The sequence below is a fragment of the Ferrimonas sp. genome, from assembly GCF_048263965.1.
Lineage (GTDB): Bacteria > Pseudomonadota > Gammaproteobacteria > Enterobacterales > Shewanellaceae > Ferrimonas.
This window is the reverse complement of record NZ_JBLXDO010000026.1, coordinates 1-16,317: the sequence shown is the minus strand read 5'-3', so window position 1 is coordinate 16,317 and position 16,317 is coordinate 1. Positions and strand designations below refer to the sequence as shown.

Here is a 16,317-nt window from a genome sequence, read left to right as displayed (position 1 = left end):
GGCGCCATGACACAATTGGCCATAGAGGGCCTGAGCTACCGCTGGTCAGGCTCAGGGCGAGAGCTCAGGGTCGATGAGCTGGCACTGAACGCCGGGGAGAGGGTGTTGCTGCAGGGGCCGTCAGGCAGCGGCAAGTCTACCCTGCTCAACCTGATCAGTGGCGTACTGTCCGGTTATCAGGGACGGCTCAAGCTGGAGGGGGCGGAACTCTCGGACCTGTCTGCGGTGGGCCGGGATCGCCTGCGGGCGGAGTCCATGGGGATCATCTTTCAGCAGTTCAACCTGCTTCCCTACCTGAATGTGGAAGAGAACGTGCTGATGCCACTGAAGTTTTCTAAGGAGCGCCGGTGCAGAGTCGGCAATCCCACCAAAGAAGCCCGCCGGTTGCTCACCGCCATGGAGCTGGATGAGAGCCTGCATCGTCAGCCTGTGACTCAGTTGTCCGTGGGGCAGCAGCAGCGAGTGGCGGTCGCCAGGGCGCTGATTGGATCGCCGGGCCTGATTCTGGCGGATGAGCCCACCTCAGCCCTGGATCCCAAGGCCAGAGACAGCTTCCTGTCGTTGCTGACGCAGCAGTGCGCTCAGTCAGGCTCGGCCCTGCTTCTGGTCAGTCATGACCCGGCATTGGCCGAGGTGGTGGAGCGGGGTTATCAGTTGGTGGTCAATCAGCTTGGAACCGAGGTGCTGCCATGTTGAGCCTGATGACACGCAGCATGGCCAACCGGCGTACCAGCGTCGGCCTGACCCTGGCGGTGATCGCCCTCTCCGTGGCCCTGTTTATTGGGGTAGAGATGGTCAGGACCCAGGCCAGGCAGAGTTTCGCCAACACCATCTCAGGCACCGACCTGGTGGTGGGTGCGCGCAGCGGCAGCATCAACCTGCTGCTCTACTCGGTGTTCCGGCTCGGGGATGCCACCAATAATATCGGCTATGACACCTACCGGAGGCTGGCGGGCACCAAGGGGGTGGCCTGGACCATTCCTCTGGCCTTGGGGGATTCCCACAAGGGGTACCGGGTGGTGGGCACCAACCTCGATTATTTCCGCCACTACCGCTACGGCAAGGGGCAGTCCCTGGCCTTGTCCGAGGGCGGCCCGTTTGAGGGGCTGTTCGATGTGGTCCTGGGTGCCGAGGTGGCCAGTAAGCTGGGCTATCAGCTTGAAGATCAGCTGGTGCTCTCCCATGGCGCCGGCGCGTCGGTCAGCTTCTCCAAACACGATGAGATGCCCTTTACCGTCGTGGGAATCCTGGCGCCAACCGGCACCCCGGTAGACCGGAGCCTGCATGTGTCCCTGGAGGCCATCGAAGCGATACACCTGGGATGGCAGGGGGGCGGCCGGCGCTATGCGGTCAGTGGTGACCAGGTGGGGCAGTATGATCTGACCCCTAAGACCATCACTGCCTTCCTGGTGGGGCTGGAGAGTAAGCTGAGGCTGCTTGGGGTACAGCGGGCCATCAATACCAACCGCTCTGAACCTTTGTCCGCCATTCTGCCCGGTATGGCCCTGTCCCAGCTGTGGGCGCTGCTGTCGCAAGGTGAGCGCGCCCTGGCCATCGTTTCTGGCTTTGTGGTGGCGGTCGGGCTGACCGGCATGTTGACCACCTTGCTGGCGAGTCTGGGGGAGCGACGCCGTGAGATGGCCATCTTGAGGGCCATGGGGGCCGGGCCCAGACACATCTTCCTATTGTTGTGGGGAGAGGCGGCGCTGCTGAGCCTGATTGGAACCCTGTTCGGTTATCTGTTGGCTCAGCTCAGTGTGCTGGTGCTGGCGCCCTGGGCTAGGAGTCAGTATGGTCTTGAGCTGAGCCTGGGCATGCCAGCGGATTCGGTGCTGTGGATGATGGGGGCGGTACAATTGGCCGGCACCCTGGCCGGGATCGTACCCGCCTGGCGAGCCTATCGCCATACCCTCAGTGATGGCCTGACCCAAAGATTGTAAGGAGAGAAAAATGAAAATGCGATATCTGTTGTTGGCTGTCCTGGCCCTGGTATCCCAGATGGTCAGTGCCGAGGTTAAGGTGCTGGAGTGGGAGGATCTGATCCCGGCAGAGGAGCGAGATAACCCCTTACCTCCGCCTTCCAATGCCATCCACCCCATGTTTGCCGATGAGAGTGTCCCCATCGACTGGGTGCAGACTTACGGAAAGGTGGTGGAAGCGCTGAACGGCAAGGAGGTGCGACTGGCCGGGTTCGTGGTGCCCCTGGAGGGGGATGAGAACAGGGTTACCGAGTTCCTGCTGGTGCCTTACTATGGCGCCTGCATCCATGTGCCTCCGCCACCGACCAACCAGATCGTCTATGTAAACTATCCTGAAGGCTTGCCCCAGGACATAGTCTGGGATGCGGTATGGGTGACTGGCACCCTCAATGCGGTCACCTACGATATGGAAACCTTTGCCGCGGGATACTCCATGAAGGCCACCTTGGCCAACCCCTACGACGAAGGGTAGGTGGGGCCGGGCTTTTGGTCCGGCCTGTTCATCCTTTAGGATGGCGTGAGGCGGTTACCTGGGCCCTTGCCTGGTGATGCAAGGGTAATTTCAATTAACAGCAATAAGTTAGTTGCCTAAAGCTCGAGGGTGAATATACTCGGCAATTATTTGTTGAATTTTGTATAGGAAGAACATGCCTGAGGCACAATACTGGCCTGAGGTGCTCGTGGCACTTCGGCGCATCATCCGGGCGACCGACCTGCAGTCTAAGAGAATGATCAAAGCCTGCGGGCTGACCATTCCCCAGGTCATGGTGCTGAGAGCCATTGATACCCTTGGGGATGTGACGGTGCGCCGTCTCTCTAATGACGTTTCCCTGAGCCCGGCAACGGTCACCACCATCTTGAATCGACTGCAGGATCGTGGGCTGATTGAGCGGGTCCGCAGTCAGACGGACAAGCGAATCGTCAATGCCAGACTCACCGAGGAGGGAAGCCGGGTCCTGGCCTCGGCGCCGCCACTTCTGCATGAGAAGTTCATCGATCGCTTCGAGAACCTTAATGATTGGGAGAAGACCCAGATTCTCTCTTCCATGCAGCGTGTTGCCTATATGATGGATGCAGAAACCCTGGATGCTGCGCCTCTGCTGGATATCGCCTCACCGGATACAGTGAAGTAAACCAGGATTCCCATAAAAGGGCGGCGTAAGCCGCCCTTTTTTGTACCTGAAATCAGCGCATTGGTTTGAGATCAAATGATTGGTTCGTTAACATGTAACGTTGTTGCGTCCCGGCGGTTGCAGAAATGTGGTTCGGGGCGTCTGTTTTGGAACATTCATAATTTCAATTAGGATGCGTTGTAATGAAAACCAAACTGGCCATTGTCATCGGTATGATTTTCTCTGCCGCGGCGGCTGCTCAAACCAGTGAAATCGAAGAGCTCAAGCAGCGAATCGATGAGTTGGAGAAGCGTCAGCAAGCGGTAGAGCAGGAGAAGGATGAGGGAGGCATTACCCTGGGAGGGGCGGCTCGATTCCAGTATAGCTATGAAGATTATAGCGATGACAACAGCGACAGGGGCGGAGACTTCGATTTTGATGTATTCAGGTTAGATGCCAATGGCAAGATTGGTGACCTGACGCTTTCCGCTCAGTACCGTTGGTACCAATACATGGATGTGCTGCATCACGCCTGGGTTGGGTATGATTTCAGCGACACCCAGAGCGGTCAGATCGGTGTCACCCAGGTGCCTTTCGGTATCCTGCCTTACGCTTCTCACAGCTTCTTCTTCAGCTCAAATTTTTACACTGGTCTGGAAGATGACTATGACATGGGCCTGAACTATAAGTTTGAGTCCAAACGAAATCGACTGGATGTGGCGTTCTACAAGAACGATGAGCAGGGCGGCATCGATGGTTATGTGTCTGAGCGCAGCGATCGATATTCCTATGACGTGCTTGGGGTGCGTCTGGAGGGCGAAGGCACCTACGATGCACCGAGCCTGGAGGTGGGGGAAACCAACACCTTCAACCTTCGTTACGCCCATACCCTGGAGTTGGATGGCGGCTCAGTAGAACTGGGCCTGTCCGGTCAGTTTGGTGAGCTGGAAGTGGATGGCGGCATGGACGGCGACCACTGGGCTGCGGCGGTGCACGGCGTCATCAACTACGGTGCCTGGAACCTTCAGCTTCAGGCGTCTGACTACGAGTATGATATCGATGGCATGGACGTAGAGCAGATGGTGGTTGGTGCCTACGCCTTCTACGACTCCATTCCCGCAGAAGCGATCACCTACACCGCCAACATCGCTTACAGTCTGCCGGTGAAGATGGGCCCGGTCACCAACCTGACCTTCTACAACGACTACTCCCTGATGACCGACAAGCCGGGCGAACTGGACGATACCTTCATGAACGTGACCGGTATGGCGATCAGTGCCGGTGCGCTCTACACCTACGTGGACTTTGTTGTCGCTGAGAATCAGCCCTTTATCGGCGGCACCCTGGTGGGCAGCGGTGACACCAACAAGCGGGTGAACATCAACTTCGGCTATTACTTCTAAGCCAGGAGTTAACCGCATGCAGCCCCGCCCATTGGCGGGGCTTTTTTTGTCTGGTGTTACGGTGTTGGTTAATAAAAAGGGGCGCCGCAGCGCCCCTTGGAACCGGAGTGTGAGGTTACCCTCTTGGCTCGGTCTTCATGCCTTTGACCAGGCTGACGCACATCATCAGCAGGATAAAGGTAAAGGGCAGGGCGGTGGAGATGGTGCCCGCCTGCAGGGCCTGAATCGCTTCGGTGCCGCCGATCCACAGCAGGGTAGCGGCAATGGCGCCCTCGATGGTGGCCCAGAAGATGCGCTGGGGCACAGGGGCATCCACTTTTCCGCCGGCGGTGATGCTGTCGATCACCAGGGAGCCGGAATCGGAAGAGGTGATGAAGAACACCATGATCAGCACGATAGAGATCACCGACAGGAAGGTACTCCAGGGCAGGGCATCGTAGGTGTAGAACAGGGCCAGGGTGATGTCCGACAGACCATTGGTGCCCAGTTCGCCCACCTTGTTGATGATCTGGTCAATGGCGATGCCGCCAAATACCGACATCCAGATGATGCACACTGACGTGGGGATAAACATCACCGCAATCAGGAACTCACGCACGGTGCGACCCTTGGAAACTCGAGCGATGAACATGCCAACAAAAGGAGACCAGGAGATCCACCAGGCCCAGTAGAACACGGTCCAGCCGTGCATCCAGGCTTCATCTTCACGACCGTGGGGGTTGCTCAGGGGGATCAGGTTTTCGGCATAGCCAAGCAGGGTTTGTCCCAGATTGCCGAAGGCGACGGCGGCGCCCACCAGAGTCACGAACACCAGCAGAGCCAGAGCCACCAGCATATTGACGTTACTCAGTACCTTGACGCCGCCTTCGATGCCCCGGACCACGGAAACGACCGCCAGTCCGGTGACAAAGGCGATGACACCAACCTGCATGCCGATGCCGCCTTCGGTGCCGAACACGTGATTGATGCCGCTGGTAGCCTGTTGGGCACCCAGGCCCAGGGAGGTCGCCAGGCCAAACAGGGTCGCCAGCACCGCCATGATGTCGATGGCGTGGCCAAACCAGCCCCAGGTCTTGTCCCCCAGAATGGGGTAGAAGATGGAGCGGATCGACAGGGGCAGTCCCTTGTTGAAGGCGAAGAAAGCCAGGGACAGGGCGACAACGGCGTACATCGCCCAAGGGTGCAGGCCCCAGTGGAATATGGTGGCGCCCATGGCAACCCTGACCGCTTCCGGAGAGTTGGCTTCGACGCCCAGCGGCGTCTCGTACCAGCCGGTGAAGTAGGCAACCGGCTCGGCAACGCCCCAGAACATCAGGCCGATGCCCATACCGGCGGCAAACAGCATCGCCATCCAGGACAGGTTGGAGTGCTCGGGACGGGCGTCGGCACCGCCGAGGCGGATGCGGCCGTATGGGCTCACCATCAGCCATAAACAGAAAATCAGGAACAGGTTAGCCGACCACATAAAGAGGGCGTCGAAGTTGTTTATGATTTTCCACTTGATGCCGTCGAGGGCGGCTTTGGCGGTGGCGGCATCGCTGATCAGGATGGCTGCCAGGAAAAGAAGAATCAGGCCGGCACTGATGCCGAAAACAGGGTTATGGACATCAAACCCCCACTTCTGAATGTTGTCTTGGCCAACGGTATAGTCAGTATTGTCGATACTGTACTTATCTATGGGGTTACTCATTAATCCTCTCTGTTAGGTTTGAAATCAAACCAATTGATGAGATGTTTTAGTTGTAATGCGGGGCAATGCTAACAAAGTGTTAGGGTAGAGCTCAAATCGTCTGGTGACTTGAAATCTGCTTTTGAGCTTCTTTTTTGGTGATAAAAACACCAGGGGGTTACGGTTTGAATAATGTTAAGTTTATTAAAAACAACTATATGTATTGTTTTTGGTGTCGGATGGACCGAAAGGGAAAATGCAACGAGCTGTAGTGAAAATAAAATAACATCTACCAGGTTAAAGTAGGTTTGAGGCTAAATATTGACCGCCGGGTGCTTATAGTTGAAATTAATTGTTCAGGTTTCAGAGTCTGGCTTAACCCGAGGCATGACTATGCCAGTTGTTTTGGTTGTACCAATCCAAGGGGTGATGACCGTTCGCTTTAAGGTTTTATATCAAGCGTTCATGGTTTCTATTTGGGCGCCCACCCTCGAGATTTAACGAAAATTTAACGTCAGGTGGCCAGAGGAACCCTTGGGGATAAATTTGATATCAATCGTATATAGGGTATTTGGGAAGGGTTTTTGTTAGATATCGTTTGAGTTGTCAGGCCCCGGAATGACCAATTACTCCAGGGGCCTCTTTCAGTTGATCACCAGCGTTGGCCGGTGTAATCCAGGAGTCGTACCTCTTTGCTGCCCAGATCGAAGGCGGCTCTGAGGCTGCCGCTTTTACCTATGGCCCTCTGGGAGGGCAGGTGCAGATAGAGGGGGATCTGGGTATGGCTGAGAGTGACTGGCTGCCAGAGTCCGCTCTCGTTTTCGGTTAGCACCTCGAGGAACACCGTCACAATCAGGGCATCACTGTTGTTGCCACCCATGCCGTACCCCAGCCTGTGAATGGGGTAGAAGGGATTATCCAGGTCATAGCGGCTGCCCGAAGGGACGGTCATCCGGAACCGGTAGGTGAGATAGGCGGAGGCCTGCTCCGGGTAGGTCAGCTCCAGAGGAGCCTGATGGTAGGGGCCGTTTCGGTCGAAAAACGGGGTGGTCTGTTTACGGCGGTGGTCGCTGGGGGCGGCGTCGAAACACAGCGGTCGCTCCCCCTCTTTCGCCAGGTAACGGTAGACCAGGCAGCTCAGCTCGCCGCCCAATCGACGCAGGCCTCTCTCCAGATTGGGGTCCCGGATGAGATCCCTCACCAGCTGTCGCTGATCCTCTGTGGTGTTGAGGGCCATTACACCCTGTAAGACGTGTCGGTTGTCTGCCGTCGGCGGGTACCAGTGGTTGCCAGAGATGGCATATTCGAAGGAGCGGATATGGTCTACCTGAAAGTAGAACTTGGGGTAGGCGTGCCTGGCCCAGGCCGGCAGGGAGGCGGCCAACATCAATATGACGAGTGCAATTCTCATGGTATCCCTCCGAGAGACGCTGGATAAATCATACTCAATTCTCTCCCTGGCTGTTAAGCTTTCTGTCTGAAAATTAACAGAATTGTTGACTATTTCTCGTTGCTGGAGAGAAAGGGAGAGTGGGGGAGCAATTCCGTCCAAGCTCACAGTTGGCTTTGCGGCTAATCAGGATCGCACCTGGTAATGAGGAGCAAGCGAGGGGATATGAAAACCATTGGCATCATAGGCGGCATGAGCTGGGAATCCAGCGTCAGTTACTATCAGCAGATAAACCGGGGAGTGGCGGCTGCCCTGGGCGGGCTGCACAGCGCCAAGCTGGTGCTCTACAGTGTGGATTTCGCCGAGATTGAAGCCCTGCAGCGCCTCGGCGACTGGCAGAAATCGGCAGAGCTTCTGACTAAGGCGGCGGTGGCGTTGCAATCTGCAGGCGCCGATTTCGTGGTGATTGCCACCAATACCATGCATAAGGTGGCGGCTCAGGTCATCGAGGCGGTGACGATCCCTCTGCTGCATATCGCCGATGCCACCGCCGATGCGCTGTTGAAATCGGGGATAAGCTGTGTCGGGTTGCTGGGGACGCGCTTTACCATGGAGCAGGCCTTCTACAAGGAGCGTCTGGAGGCCCGGGGTATCCGGGTGCTGGTACCCGACGATGCGGGGCGGGCCATGGTCGACCGGGTGATCTACCAGGAACTGTGCCTGGGCAAGGTGGAGTCCCTATCCCGCCGGAGGTACCTGGAGGTGATCGACCGGTTGGCGTCAGAGGGGGCACAGGGGGTGATCCTCGGCTGCACCGAGATCGGCCTTCTAATCAGCGACAGGGACACCAAGGTTCCCCTGTTCGATACCACAGAGATACACGCCAAGGCGGCGGTTGCCAAAGCCCTGGAATCGTGAGAAAAAGATAGGTTCCCACAGAATTTCAACGACATAGAACAGGGAGACAGTATGCTCATTCGCGCCCCCCGTCCTGAGGACGCCGCCGACATTACCCAGACCATGGCTCAGCCGGAGTGCTTTGGTAATACCCTGCAGATGCCCCATCCCACCGAGCAGATGTGGCGTGAACGGCTGACCAGCAAGCCGGACAACATCCATGTGCTGGTGGTTGAAATGCAGGGCAGGGTGGTGGCCAACGGTGGGCTGGAGCTGGCTACCTCGCCCAGGCGTCGTCATGTGGCCAACATCGGCATGGCGGTGCACCCCGAATTCCATGGCCAGGGCGTGGGGGCAGCGCTGCTGGCGGCGCTGCTGGAGTTGGCGGACAACTGGCTGGCGTTAAGGCGCATCGAGCTTGAGGTGTACAGCGACAATGAGGCGGCGCAGGCACTCTACCGTAAGCACGGCTTCGAGGTGGAGGGGACTGCCCGGGAGTATGCCTTCCGGGACGGCCGCTATGTGGATGCCCTGCTGATGGCCAGGGTCAAGGCGCCCGGCTGATGAATGCCGGCCGCCTGGCGTCAGGTCCAGTGGTTGTGCTTGGTTCAACAGCGCCTAAGGCAGGGTCAGGGTCACCGAAGGCTGGGCCCGGTTGAGCTGCCAGCTCTGGGTCTGGCGGAAATCCTGAAGGTTCAGGGTATTCACCTGACTGGGTTCCACCTCCTGCAGCAGGGTCAGGGTGATGGTCAGTGGGTGTCCCCGGTATTCGCCGATGGGCAGTTCCTGATAGATGAGGATATCCTTTACCGTGGGGTCGATGCCCACCCAGTTAGGTTCCAGCTGCAGCCCGGTATCGGTCTCCAGCCTGAAGTGCTGATTCAGGTACTGCTCCAACTGCAGCTCGGCATCGGCAAAGCCCTTGCTGGCAGGAAGCTCCAGGGCTCGCCCCATATCCCGGGCACTGTAGCGGTGGATGATCTCCAGGGACTGACCGTTGCGGCTCAAGGCCATTTCGGTCAATCCAAAGTGGAAATTGTGGGCCCAGGCGCCGCCGCTGAGCAGCGCCAGGACCAGAAGCCAGAGTCTCATTGGGTCTCCTTTCCGTCCTCCTTCAGAGGTTCGGCGTACTTCTGCATCATGTTCTTCTTCTTTTTCTCCTTAAACAGCTCCAGCCTGGAGGGCAGGATCTGTCTCGGATAATGGTTGTTGTCCACATTGGTGTCGGCGGTTTGCCAATGGGGGTCAACCACCACAGAGGTTAGCCTTTTCTCCTGGGGCCGTACCAGCATCTTCGTCACTTTTTGAGCGTTCTTCACCCAGATTTCAGCGGGCAGGGAGAGCGACTCCTGTGTGCCGTCGTCGTAGCTGAGCTCCAGGATGATGGGCATCACCAGGCCACCCAGGTTGGAGAAGTCCAGCAGGTAGACGTTGTGATCGTCCTGCAGCAGCTCCCGTTCGAACGGCTCCAGTTTGGCCAGCATCTTAGCGTAGTCGTTGCGGTCCTTGTTGGTGGCGGTGAACTGGTCATGCTCGTTGTAGAAGTCCTGCTGCTCGGGTTTGCCGTCGATGAAGCGAGGCATCCCCTGGTTGCGCAGCTCGGTGATGGTTTCCGGTTTCTCCTGATGTTGCTGGCGCCGCCATTGGGACTCGATGTCGGGATCCTTGGTGTTCACCGTGAAATGACGCACCCGGTCGATGCTGATGTCGACGTGATCCGTGGTGTAGAACCAGCCTCGCCAGAACCAGTCCAGGTCGATACCGGAGGCGTCTTCCATGGTGCGGAAGAAGTCTGCGGGCATCGGGCGCTTGAACTTCCAGCGCTCGGCGTATTCCCTGAAGGCGAAATCGAACAGATCACGCCCCAGGATGGTTTCCCGCAGGATGTTCAGGGCGGTGGCAGGCTTGGCATAGGCGTTGTTGCCAAACTGCAGAATTGACTCGGAGTTGGTCATGATTGGCACCTGACCCTCACTCTTCATGTAGGAGACGATCTCCTGGGGTTCGCCGCCCTTGGAGGGGTACTCCTCCTCCCAGGCCTGTTGGGCCAGGTACTGAACGAAGGTGTTGAGCCCCTCATCCATCCAGGTCCACTGGCGTTCATCGGAGTTGACGATCATCGGGAAGTAGTTGTGGCCCACCTCATGGATGATCACGGTGATCAGGCCGTACTTGGTGCGTCTGGACCAGGTGCGGTCGCTGCGATCCTCCTTGTTGATCTCAGGGCGCGGGCCGTTGAAGGAGAGCATGGGGTACTCCATACCGCCCACGGGGCCGTTGACCGAGATCGCCACCGGGTAGGGGTAGTCGAAGCTGTAGCTGTTGTAGACGTCGATGGTGTGGACGATGGCGGCGGTGGAGTACTTGTCCCACAGTGGCGTCGCTTCCTCGGGGTAGAAGGACATGGCCAGGGTGTCGGTGCCGCCCTTCTGGTAGCCCTGGGCATCCCACAGGAACTTGCGGGAGGAGGCCCAGGCAAAGTCACGCACCGCGTCCGCCTTGAAGCGCCAGGTCTTGGTGCCCTTGCTGCGGCGCTTTTCGTTCTCCAGGGCCTCGGCCTTGGTGATGATATACACCGGTTTGTCCGCCTCTCTGGCCTGCTCCAGGCGTTGGCGCTGGGTGCGGGTCAGCACTTCGTCTGGGTTGGTCAGGGTGCCGGTGGCGGTGACCACATGGTCGGCGGGCACGGTGATGTTCACCTCGTAGTCGCCAAACTCCAGGGTGAACTCCCCATGGCGCAGGAAGGGCTTGTTGTGCCAGCCATGGGCGTCGCTGTAGACCGCCATCCGGGGGAACCACTGGGCGATCTCGTACAGATAGTTGTCGTCCCGTTCGAAGTACTCATAGCCGGAGCGCCCGCCCAGGGCTTTCTGCTCGTGGATGTTGTACTGCCAGCCAATGGTGAGGTCGAAGCTCTGCCCGGGCTTCAGTGTTGTGGGCAGGTCCACCCGCATCAGGGTATCCACCAGGGTGTACTTCAGGGGCTGACCGTCCTTGCCGCTGACCTGGGTCAGATTGATGCCAGAGGGGTGGACCTGGGTCATCAGTTCCCGGCGGTAGCTGCCCATGTCGATGCGGTTGGCCTTGTCTCCCTCGTCGGCCACAGACACGGTGCGCATCCGGTTGGCCATGGAGTCCTGGCGGAAGCGGTTGGCATCCAGTTGCAGCCACAGGTAGCGCAGGCTGTCCGGAGAGTTGTTGGTGTAGGTGATCACCTCTTTGGCGGACAGGCTCTGGTTGGCGTCATCCAGAGTCACGTCGATGTGGTAATCCGCCTGTTGCTGCCAGTACTGGTGGCCTGGGGCGCCGGAGGCGGTCCGGTAGCTGTTGGGGGTGGGCAACAACTCTTCGAGCTGGCGGAACTTGTCACCGGCGACCAGCAAGGGGTCGGCGGCCAGGGCTGTGGTGGCGATCAACCACAGACCCAGGATAAGGGAGCGAAATGGCACGGGCTGTATCCTTCTTAAGGGTGAATCCCACGGCCGCTTTGGTTATGAGTTTGGTGCGGCGGGGTGGTGTAGCGCGGGCAAGATACCACAGGGGAGGGGAGGTGAAAAACCGCCGGGGAAGCCGGCGGGGAACAGCTGACCAACAAACCGGATTCAGCTATTTAAGCTGTGATTAACACCCGGGATTTATTGGTGAAAAGTGCCGAATCTCACGAAAAAGGAAACAGGAAAAATTGTGTAAGCTGGTTTTTCCGAGGGGGTCAGTTCAGCCACTCCCGGTTTAGTTGCTCTCGGTCCTCACCCAGATAATCCAGTACCCAGGCCAGCAGGGCGTTGGACTGATCCTTGCGCCAGGCCAGGCAGCAGTGGCTGGGGTTGCGGGGGGTTGGCAGCTCTTTTTCCACCAGGATCCCTCTGCCAATCAGAGGTTCGGCATAGTGGCGGGGCATGCAGCCCAGCCCCAGTCCTTCACTGAAGCAGGCGATGGCATTGGGCCAGTCGGGCACCATCAGCCGGCGCTGGTGGGGCAGTTGCCAGTTGCTGCGCTTGGGCAGGGTGCGGGCACTGTCCTCCAGGCTGATGGCGGGGAAGCGGCCTATGGCCTCTTCACTGAGGTGCTCTGTGTTAGCCAGGGGGTGGTGGGCCGCCATCACGAAGGCCCAGTCGATCTCGCCCATGTCCAGGTAACCGAAGTCTCCGCCCACGGGAATGGCGGAGGTGGCGCCGATGGCGATCTCTGCCCGGCCCTCGGCCAGGGCGTCCCACACGCCGTTGAACACCTCCATGCTGATCACCAGTTCGGCGTTGTCGAAATGGCGATAGAAATCCCGGATCAGAGCAGTGATTCTGTGGGGTTTAACCACATTGTCCAGGGCCAGACGCAGGGTCTGTTGCCAGCCACTGGCGACCCTCAGGGTCTGGGCTTTTACCTCCTCCATCTGCCTGAGCATCGCCCTGGCTTGCGTGATGAAGTGCTGGCCCGCTTCGGTCAGTTCGACCCGGCGAGGAAGGCGATGGAACAGTTCGACCCCCAACTCCCCCTCCATCTGGCGCACCCGGTAACTGATGGCGGAGGGCACTTTGTGCAGTTGACCGGCGGCGGCAGTAAAACTGCCCAGGCGGGCGACGCAATCCAGCAATTCGAGGTCGGCTTTGGCAAACATGAGCAATCAAAATATTTGAACGATAACCCAGCATAATATCGTTTAATTTTCTTCATTACGACAAATACAATCCTCGGCGATGATATACATGGGGCTGGCGCCACCTCGCTCGATGAAAATTGTTGAAAGGTATTTGTTGTGAAAACCACTAAACTGGAGATGGTCTACCTGGCAGCCCTGTCGATGCTGGGATTTGTCGCTACCGATATGTACCTGCCCGCCTTCGAACGGATGCAGGACTTTTTTGGCAGTGGCCCGGAGGCGGTGGCGCTCTCCCTGTCGGTATTTCTGGCGGGTCTGGCCATAGGTCAGCTCCTCTGGGGCGCAGTGTCAGACCGACTGGGCCATCGTAACGCGCTGCTGGCGGGCCTGGCACTCTTTGCCCTGGCTTCTGTGGCCATCGCTTACAGCCAGAGCATCTGGCAGCTGCTCGCCCTGCGATCCCTGCAGGCGGTGGGTGTCTCCTCTGCCGCGGTTATCTGGCAGGCGATGGTGATCTCTGAAAAGAGCGACCGCGAGGCGCAGCGCCTGTTTGCCACCATCATGCCCCTGGTGGCGCTGACCCCGGCACTGGCACCGCAACTTGGGGTGGCACTGATGCGGTGGTTTGACTGGCAGGGAATATTCATTGGACTGGCTCTGATGGGGCTGGTGTGTCTGTTGGTAACCCTTGCTCGCCCGGGCCGCAGGCCACAAGCTTCCCAGGGCAGCATCGCGGCGGATTTTGGCTTGCTGCTTCGACGCCCCGGTTATCTGGGCAACGTTCTGATCTACAGCTTCGGCTCGGCGGCCTTTTTCGCATTTTTGACCGGCCTGCCGAAGGTGATGACTGGCATGGGTTATGGCGCCGGCGACATCGCCATGGTGTTTCTGCCGCAGACGCTGGCCTTTATGGCCGGTGGCTACCTGGGCAAGCGACTGGTAGAGCGCATGGGAGATGAATGGGTACTGAAGCAGCTGCTGGTGCTGTTCGGGTTTGCCTCGCTGCTGTTGACGGTCGTCTCCCTGCTGCCCCTCTCCGTTATCTGGCCGATGCTGGCGCCTTTCTGTTTGTTGGCCGCCGCCAATGGTGCGCTCTATCCCATCGCGGTCAATCGTGCCCTTGGGCAGGCGAGGGAGTGTCCGGCGACCGGGGCTGGCCTGCAGAACAGCATCCAGATCAGCATCAGCTTCGCTGCCAGTGCGGCGGTGGCGCTCTTTGCCAGTCAGGCACAGGCGGCCATAGGCATCGCCATTGGGTTGAGCTGCATCGGCGTGATGCTCGGCTATGTGGTGTCCGATGCCAGGCAGCGCTGCCAGTGGACCCGGCCGGATCCGGCCCGGGTGGCGATGGACGAGCGGGAGTAGGCATTGCCTAAGGCCTGGCTGGCGTTAAGAGGGAATCGGGAAATCTGTATGGCTCCAGCATCGCCCAAGAGTTTTCGCCATCCGCTCCGTCCAGAGAGGTTGGCATCGCTTCTCTGCCAATGATTCAGCCCCGGCTTGCACCGGGGCTCTCTATGAGGAACCCGTCTTGATGTCAGCGGGTACACCAGTCTGTTTTCCAGAAGAGCTACAAACCTGCCACCAGCAGCGGTGCAGGCTGCTCCTTCAGATCTACTCGCACAGGGGTATGAGTGGCATCGTTTCTATCTATTGCCTATTCCTGTTTCGAATTATAGCTATTCACCATGGCCGTCTTATATTCGCCATGTCGTGAGTCTAAGCTCTACTTTCATTCGGGGGGCCGGGGAGAAGGCAATGAGCCTGAGCCAAAACGGCCTTGGTGCGGGCATCGTCTCCCTGGATTGCAAACGCCCCCCGATATCCGCTAACCCATTCGTGGGACCGAGGCTTAAGAGGACGAGTTATGAATAAGTTGATGCTATTGCTGACCTTGATCGCGGGCACGGCCCAGGCGGCGATCCCAGGCATGCGCGGGCCCGACCACCTCGGTGTGACCGTGCCGGATCTGAAGCAGGCCACCACCTTCTTTACCGAGGTGATGGGGTGCCGCGCCTTCTTCGAAATGGGGCCATTCAAGGATGCGGAGGGCAGTTGGATGGCAGACAACCTCAACGTGGACCCCAGGGCCGAGATTACCGTGCTGAACATGATGCGCTGTGGCAATGGCAGCAATCTGGAGCTGTTTGAATATAAGGCCGAAGATCAGAATCCGGTTGTTCCACGCAACAGCGATATTGGCGGCCACCACCTGGCGTTCTATGTGGAGGAGATGGATGCGGCGGTAGCCTATCTTAAGCGCCATAACCTCAAGATCCAGGGAGAACCCAAGACCATGACAGAGGGCCCCAATGCCGGGGTAACCTGGGTCTACTTCCTGTCACCCTGGGGGATGCAGCTGGAGCTGGTGAGCTACCCAGATGGCCAGGGCTATGAGAAGGTGACTTCAGAGCGCCTGTTCAAGCCCTAATTCGGCTGCCCTGGCCGGTAGAGGGTGGCACCGCAGCGGGGACAGCTCTCAAGGTGCAGGGGGACACCGCCGGTGCTGCCACCGGAGCCGGGAGGCAGTTGCCCACAGCCGGGACACCGGGCCCAGCAATAGAGAGCGGCAATCACCGTAACGATGGAGCCCAGGGCAGTCGTCAGCAGCACCAGCTGCAGCGGCGACGGAGCGTCATCGTCAAGCCTGCATAGAGGCAACCCGCTGTCGCTGACCGTGAAGGCAGACAACGCCAGTAAGGCGAGGCTCAGCACAAACACCCCCATGGCCGGGTAGACCCAGCGTACCACCAGGGTCATCTGCCGCTGGTAGGCGATGCTCCAATCGAGGCCGACGTTATCGGGGAGCGGTAGTGACGGCGCCGAAAAATGACGTGCCAGTATTCCCAAACTGACCAGTACCAGCAGGACCAGGGGCAGGCCCAAGGCAAGGGCGGCGCCGAGACGGGGCTGAAGGTAGAGGCACAACAGCAGGCTGGCCATGGCGGTCAGGGCGATAAGGAAGATGGGCTTGCCCGGATTGGGCCTCATGGCGTGGCTCCTATGCCGTCGCTTGGTGTTGGACGCCATTATTGGGCTTTTGCCTAACTGCTTCAATTCATTGAACGAATAGTAGCTATTCGATGCTATGACCAGTCACAGTATTCGGGATGATGTTGCTCGAATACACAGGGTAACGAGTCACCGAACCTGGATTAAAAAGGGGCGCTTCAGCGCCCCATTTTCTTGTCGTTGTTGTCCCGTCCTGAAATAGGTTTACACATTGGAGACCTATTATGGGCAAACCAACAATAGCAAGGCGTAAGCGCACTC

At 58.5% G+C, this 16,317-nt stretch carries 15 protein-coding genes; 9 read left to right on the top strand and 6 right to left on the bottom strand.

Annotated elements, in window-relative coordinates; translation table 11 throughout:
* The first annotated feature begins 6 nt into the window (after nucleotides 1-6).
* The 5 genes from ACN0RV_RS17475 to ACN0RV_RS17455 all read left to right on the top strand — a co-directional run bounded on the left by ACN0RV_RS17475 (nucleotide 7) and on the right by ACN0RV_RS17455 (nucleotide 4,494).
* Nucleotides 7-696 carry an ABC transporter ATP-binding protein gene (locus tag ACN0RV_RS17475; RefSeq protein ID WP_417349612.1) on the top strand — a complete coding sequence of 230 codons (690 nt, stop codon included), beginning with the start codon at nucleotides 7-9 and terminating at the stop codon, nucleotides 694-696.
* Entirely contained in the window at nucleotides 690-1,940 is a 1,251-nt protein-coding gene (locus tag ACN0RV_RS17470; RefSeq protein ID WP_417349610.1) for an ABC transporter permease, read from the top strand. The genes ACN0RV_RS17475 and ACN0RV_RS17470 overlap by 7 nt, the downstream gene beginning before the upstream one ends.
* A 10-nt stretch (nucleotides 1,941-1,950) precedes the next feature.
* Entirely contained in the window at nucleotides 1,951-2,451 is a 501-nt protein-coding gene (locus tag ACN0RV_RS17465; protein ID WP_417349608.1) for a DUF3299 domain-containing protein, read from the top strand.
* A gap of 175 nt (nucleotides 2,452-2,626) precedes the next feature.
* Entirely contained in the window at nucleotides 2,627-3,112 is a 486-nt protein-coding gene (locus ACN0RV_RS17460; RefSeq protein ID WP_028108279.1) for a MarR family winged helix-turn-helix transcriptional regulator, read from the top strand.
* A 182-nt stretch (nucleotides 3,113-3,294) separates the two neighbouring features.
* The gene (locus ACN0RV_RS17455) at nucleotides 3,295-4,494 is read left to right on the top strand and encodes a carbohydrate porin (RefSeq protein ID WP_417349606.1); all 1,200 of its coding nucleotides are present in this window, start codon (nucleotides 3,295-3,297) and stop codon (nucleotides 4,492-4,494) included.
* 115 nt (nucleotides 4,495-4,609) lie between these two features.
* Here ACN0RV_RS17455 and ACN0RV_RS17450 read toward each other — a convergent pair whose 3' ends face one another.
* Nucleotides 4,610-6,184, bottom strand: coding sequence for a BCCT family transporter (locus ACN0RV_RS17450; protein ID WP_417349605.1), 1,575 nt, complete (start codon nucleotides 6,182-6,184; stop codon nucleotides 4,610-4,612).
* Nucleotides 6,185-6,815: 631 nt separating this feature from the next.
* Nucleotides 6,816-7,574, bottom strand: coding sequence for a hypothetical protein (locus tag ACN0RV_RS17445; protein WP_417349603.1), 759 nt, complete (start codon nucleotides 7,572-7,574; stop codon nucleotides 6,816-6,818).
* Nucleotides 7,575-7,778: 204 nt separating this feature from the next.
* Between ACN0RV_RS17445 and ACN0RV_RS17440 the strand changes: the two genes are divergently transcribed.
* Both ACN0RV_RS17440 and ACN0RV_RS17435 read left to right on the top strand, forming a co-directional pair.
* Complete coding sequence (locus ACN0RV_RS17440) at nucleotides 7,779-8,471, top strand: aspartate/glutamate racemase family protein (protein ID WP_417349601.1); 693 nt, start codon at nucleotides 7,779-7,781, stop codon at nucleotides 8,469-8,471.
* 51 nt (nucleotides 8,472-8,522) lie between these two features.
* Nucleotides 8,523-9,014, top strand: a complete 492-nt coding sequence (locus ACN0RV_RS17435) for a GNAT family N-acetyltransferase (protein ID WP_417349599.1) — start codon at nucleotides 8,523-8,525, stop codon at nucleotides 9,012-9,014.
* Between the two features lie 54 nt (nucleotides 9,015-9,068).
* Here the strand turns inward: ACN0RV_RS17435 and ACN0RV_RS17430 are convergent, their stop codons facing one another.
* The 3 genes from ACN0RV_RS17430 to punR form a co-directional block, all read right to left on the bottom strand.
* On the bottom strand, nucleotides 9,069-9,542 hold the full coding sequence (locus ACN0RV_RS17430) for a DUF6702 family protein (protein ID WP_417349597.1): 474 nt from the start codon (nucleotides 9,540-9,542) through the stop codon (nucleotides 9,069-9,071).
* Nucleotides 9,539-11,899 carry a M1 family metallopeptidase gene (locus ACN0RV_RS17425; protein ID WP_417349595.1) on the bottom strand — a complete coding sequence of 787 codons (2,361 nt, stop codon included), beginning with the start codon at nucleotides 11,897-11,899 and terminating at the stop codon, nucleotides 9,539-9,541. Before ACN0RV_RS17425 ends, ACN0RV_RS17430 begins: the two co-directional genes overlap by 4 nt.
* Before the next feature lie 260 nt (nucleotides 11,900-12,159).
* Nucleotides 12,160-13,062, bottom strand: coding sequence for a DNA-binding transcriptional activator PunR (punR, locus tag ACN0RV_RS17420; protein ID WP_417349593.1), 903 nt, complete (start codon nucleotides 13,060-13,062; stop codon nucleotides 12,160-12,162).
* Nucleotides 13,063-13,200: 138 nt separating this feature from the next.
* On the opposite strand from punR, the gene punC reads away from it, so the two are divergent.
* Nucleotides 13,201-14,409, top strand: a complete 1,209-nt coding sequence (gene punC / locus ACN0RV_RS17415) for a purine nucleoside transporter PunC (RefSeq protein WP_417349591.1) — start codon at nucleotides 13,201-13,203, stop codon at nucleotides 14,407-14,409.
* Between the two features lie 502 nt (nucleotides 14,410-14,911).
* A complete protein-coding gene (locus tag ACN0RV_RS17410; protein WP_417349589.1) occupies nucleotides 14,912-15,475 on the top strand; it encodes a VOC family protein in 564 nt (187 codons plus the stop codon).
* Here the strand turns inward: ACN0RV_RS17410 and ACN0RV_RS17405 are convergent.
* A complete protein-coding gene (locus ACN0RV_RS17405; protein ID WP_417349587.1) occupies nucleotides 15,472-16,035 on the bottom strand; it encodes a hypothetical protein in 564 nt (187 codons plus the stop codon). The two genes, ACN0RV_RS17410 and ACN0RV_RS17405, sit on opposite strands and share 4 nt — an antisense overlap.
* Between the last annotated feature and the right edge of the window lie 282 nt (nucleotides 16,036-16,317).

Bases quoted from the DNA above. Each gene is read 5' to 3' on its own strand.
- ACN0RV_RS17475 (WP_417349612.1), top strand. From the start codon at position 7: ATGACACAATTGGCCATAGAGGGCCTGAGCTACCGCTGGTCAGGCTCA.
- ACN0RV_RS17470 (WP_417349610.1), top strand. From the start codon at position 690: ATGTTGAGCCTGATGACACGCAGCATGGCCAACCGGCGTACCAGCGTC.
- ACN0RV_RS17465 (WP_417349608.1), top strand. From the start codon at position 1,951: ATGAAAATGCGATATCTGTTGTTGGCTGTCCTGGCCCTGGTATCCCAG.
- ACN0RV_RS17460 (WP_028108279.1), top strand. From the start codon at position 2,627: ATGCCTGAGGCACAATACTGGCCTGAGGTGCTCGTGGCACTTCGGCGC.
- ACN0RV_RS17455 (WP_417349606.1), top strand. From the start codon at position 3,295: ATGAAAACCAAACTGGCCATTGTCATCGGTATGATTTTCTCTGCCGCG.
- ACN0RV_RS17450 (WP_417349605.1), bottom strand. From the start codon at position 6,184: ATGAGTAACCCCATAGATAAGTACAGTATCGACAATACTGACTATACC.
- ACN0RV_RS17445 (WP_417349603.1), bottom strand. From the start codon at position 7,574: ATGAGAATTGCACTCGTCATATTGATGTTGGCCGCCTCCCTGCCGGCC.
- ACN0RV_RS17440 (WP_417349601.1), top strand. From the start codon at position 7,779: ATGAAAACCATTGGCATCATAGGCGGCATGAGCTGGGAATCCAGCGTC.
- ACN0RV_RS17435 (WP_417349599.1), top strand. From the start codon at position 8,523: ATGCTCATTCGCGCCCCCCGTCCTGAGGACGCCGCCGACATTACCCAG.
- ACN0RV_RS17430 (WP_417349597.1), bottom strand. From the start codon at position 9,542: ATGAGACTCTGGCTTCTGGTCCTGGCGCTGCTCAGCGGCGGCGCCTGG.
- punR (WP_417349593.1), bottom strand. From the start codon at position 13,062: ATGTTTGCCAAAGCCGACCTCGAATTGCTGGATTGCGTCGCCCGCCTG.
- ACN0RV_RS17410 (WP_417349589.1), top strand. From the start codon at position 14,912: ATGAATAAGTTGATGCTATTGCTGACCTTGATCGCGGGCACGGCCCAG.
- ACN0RV_RS17405 (WP_417349587.1), bottom strand. From the start codon at position 16,035: ATGAGGCCCAATCCGGGCAAGCCCATCTTCCTTATCGCCCTGACCGCC.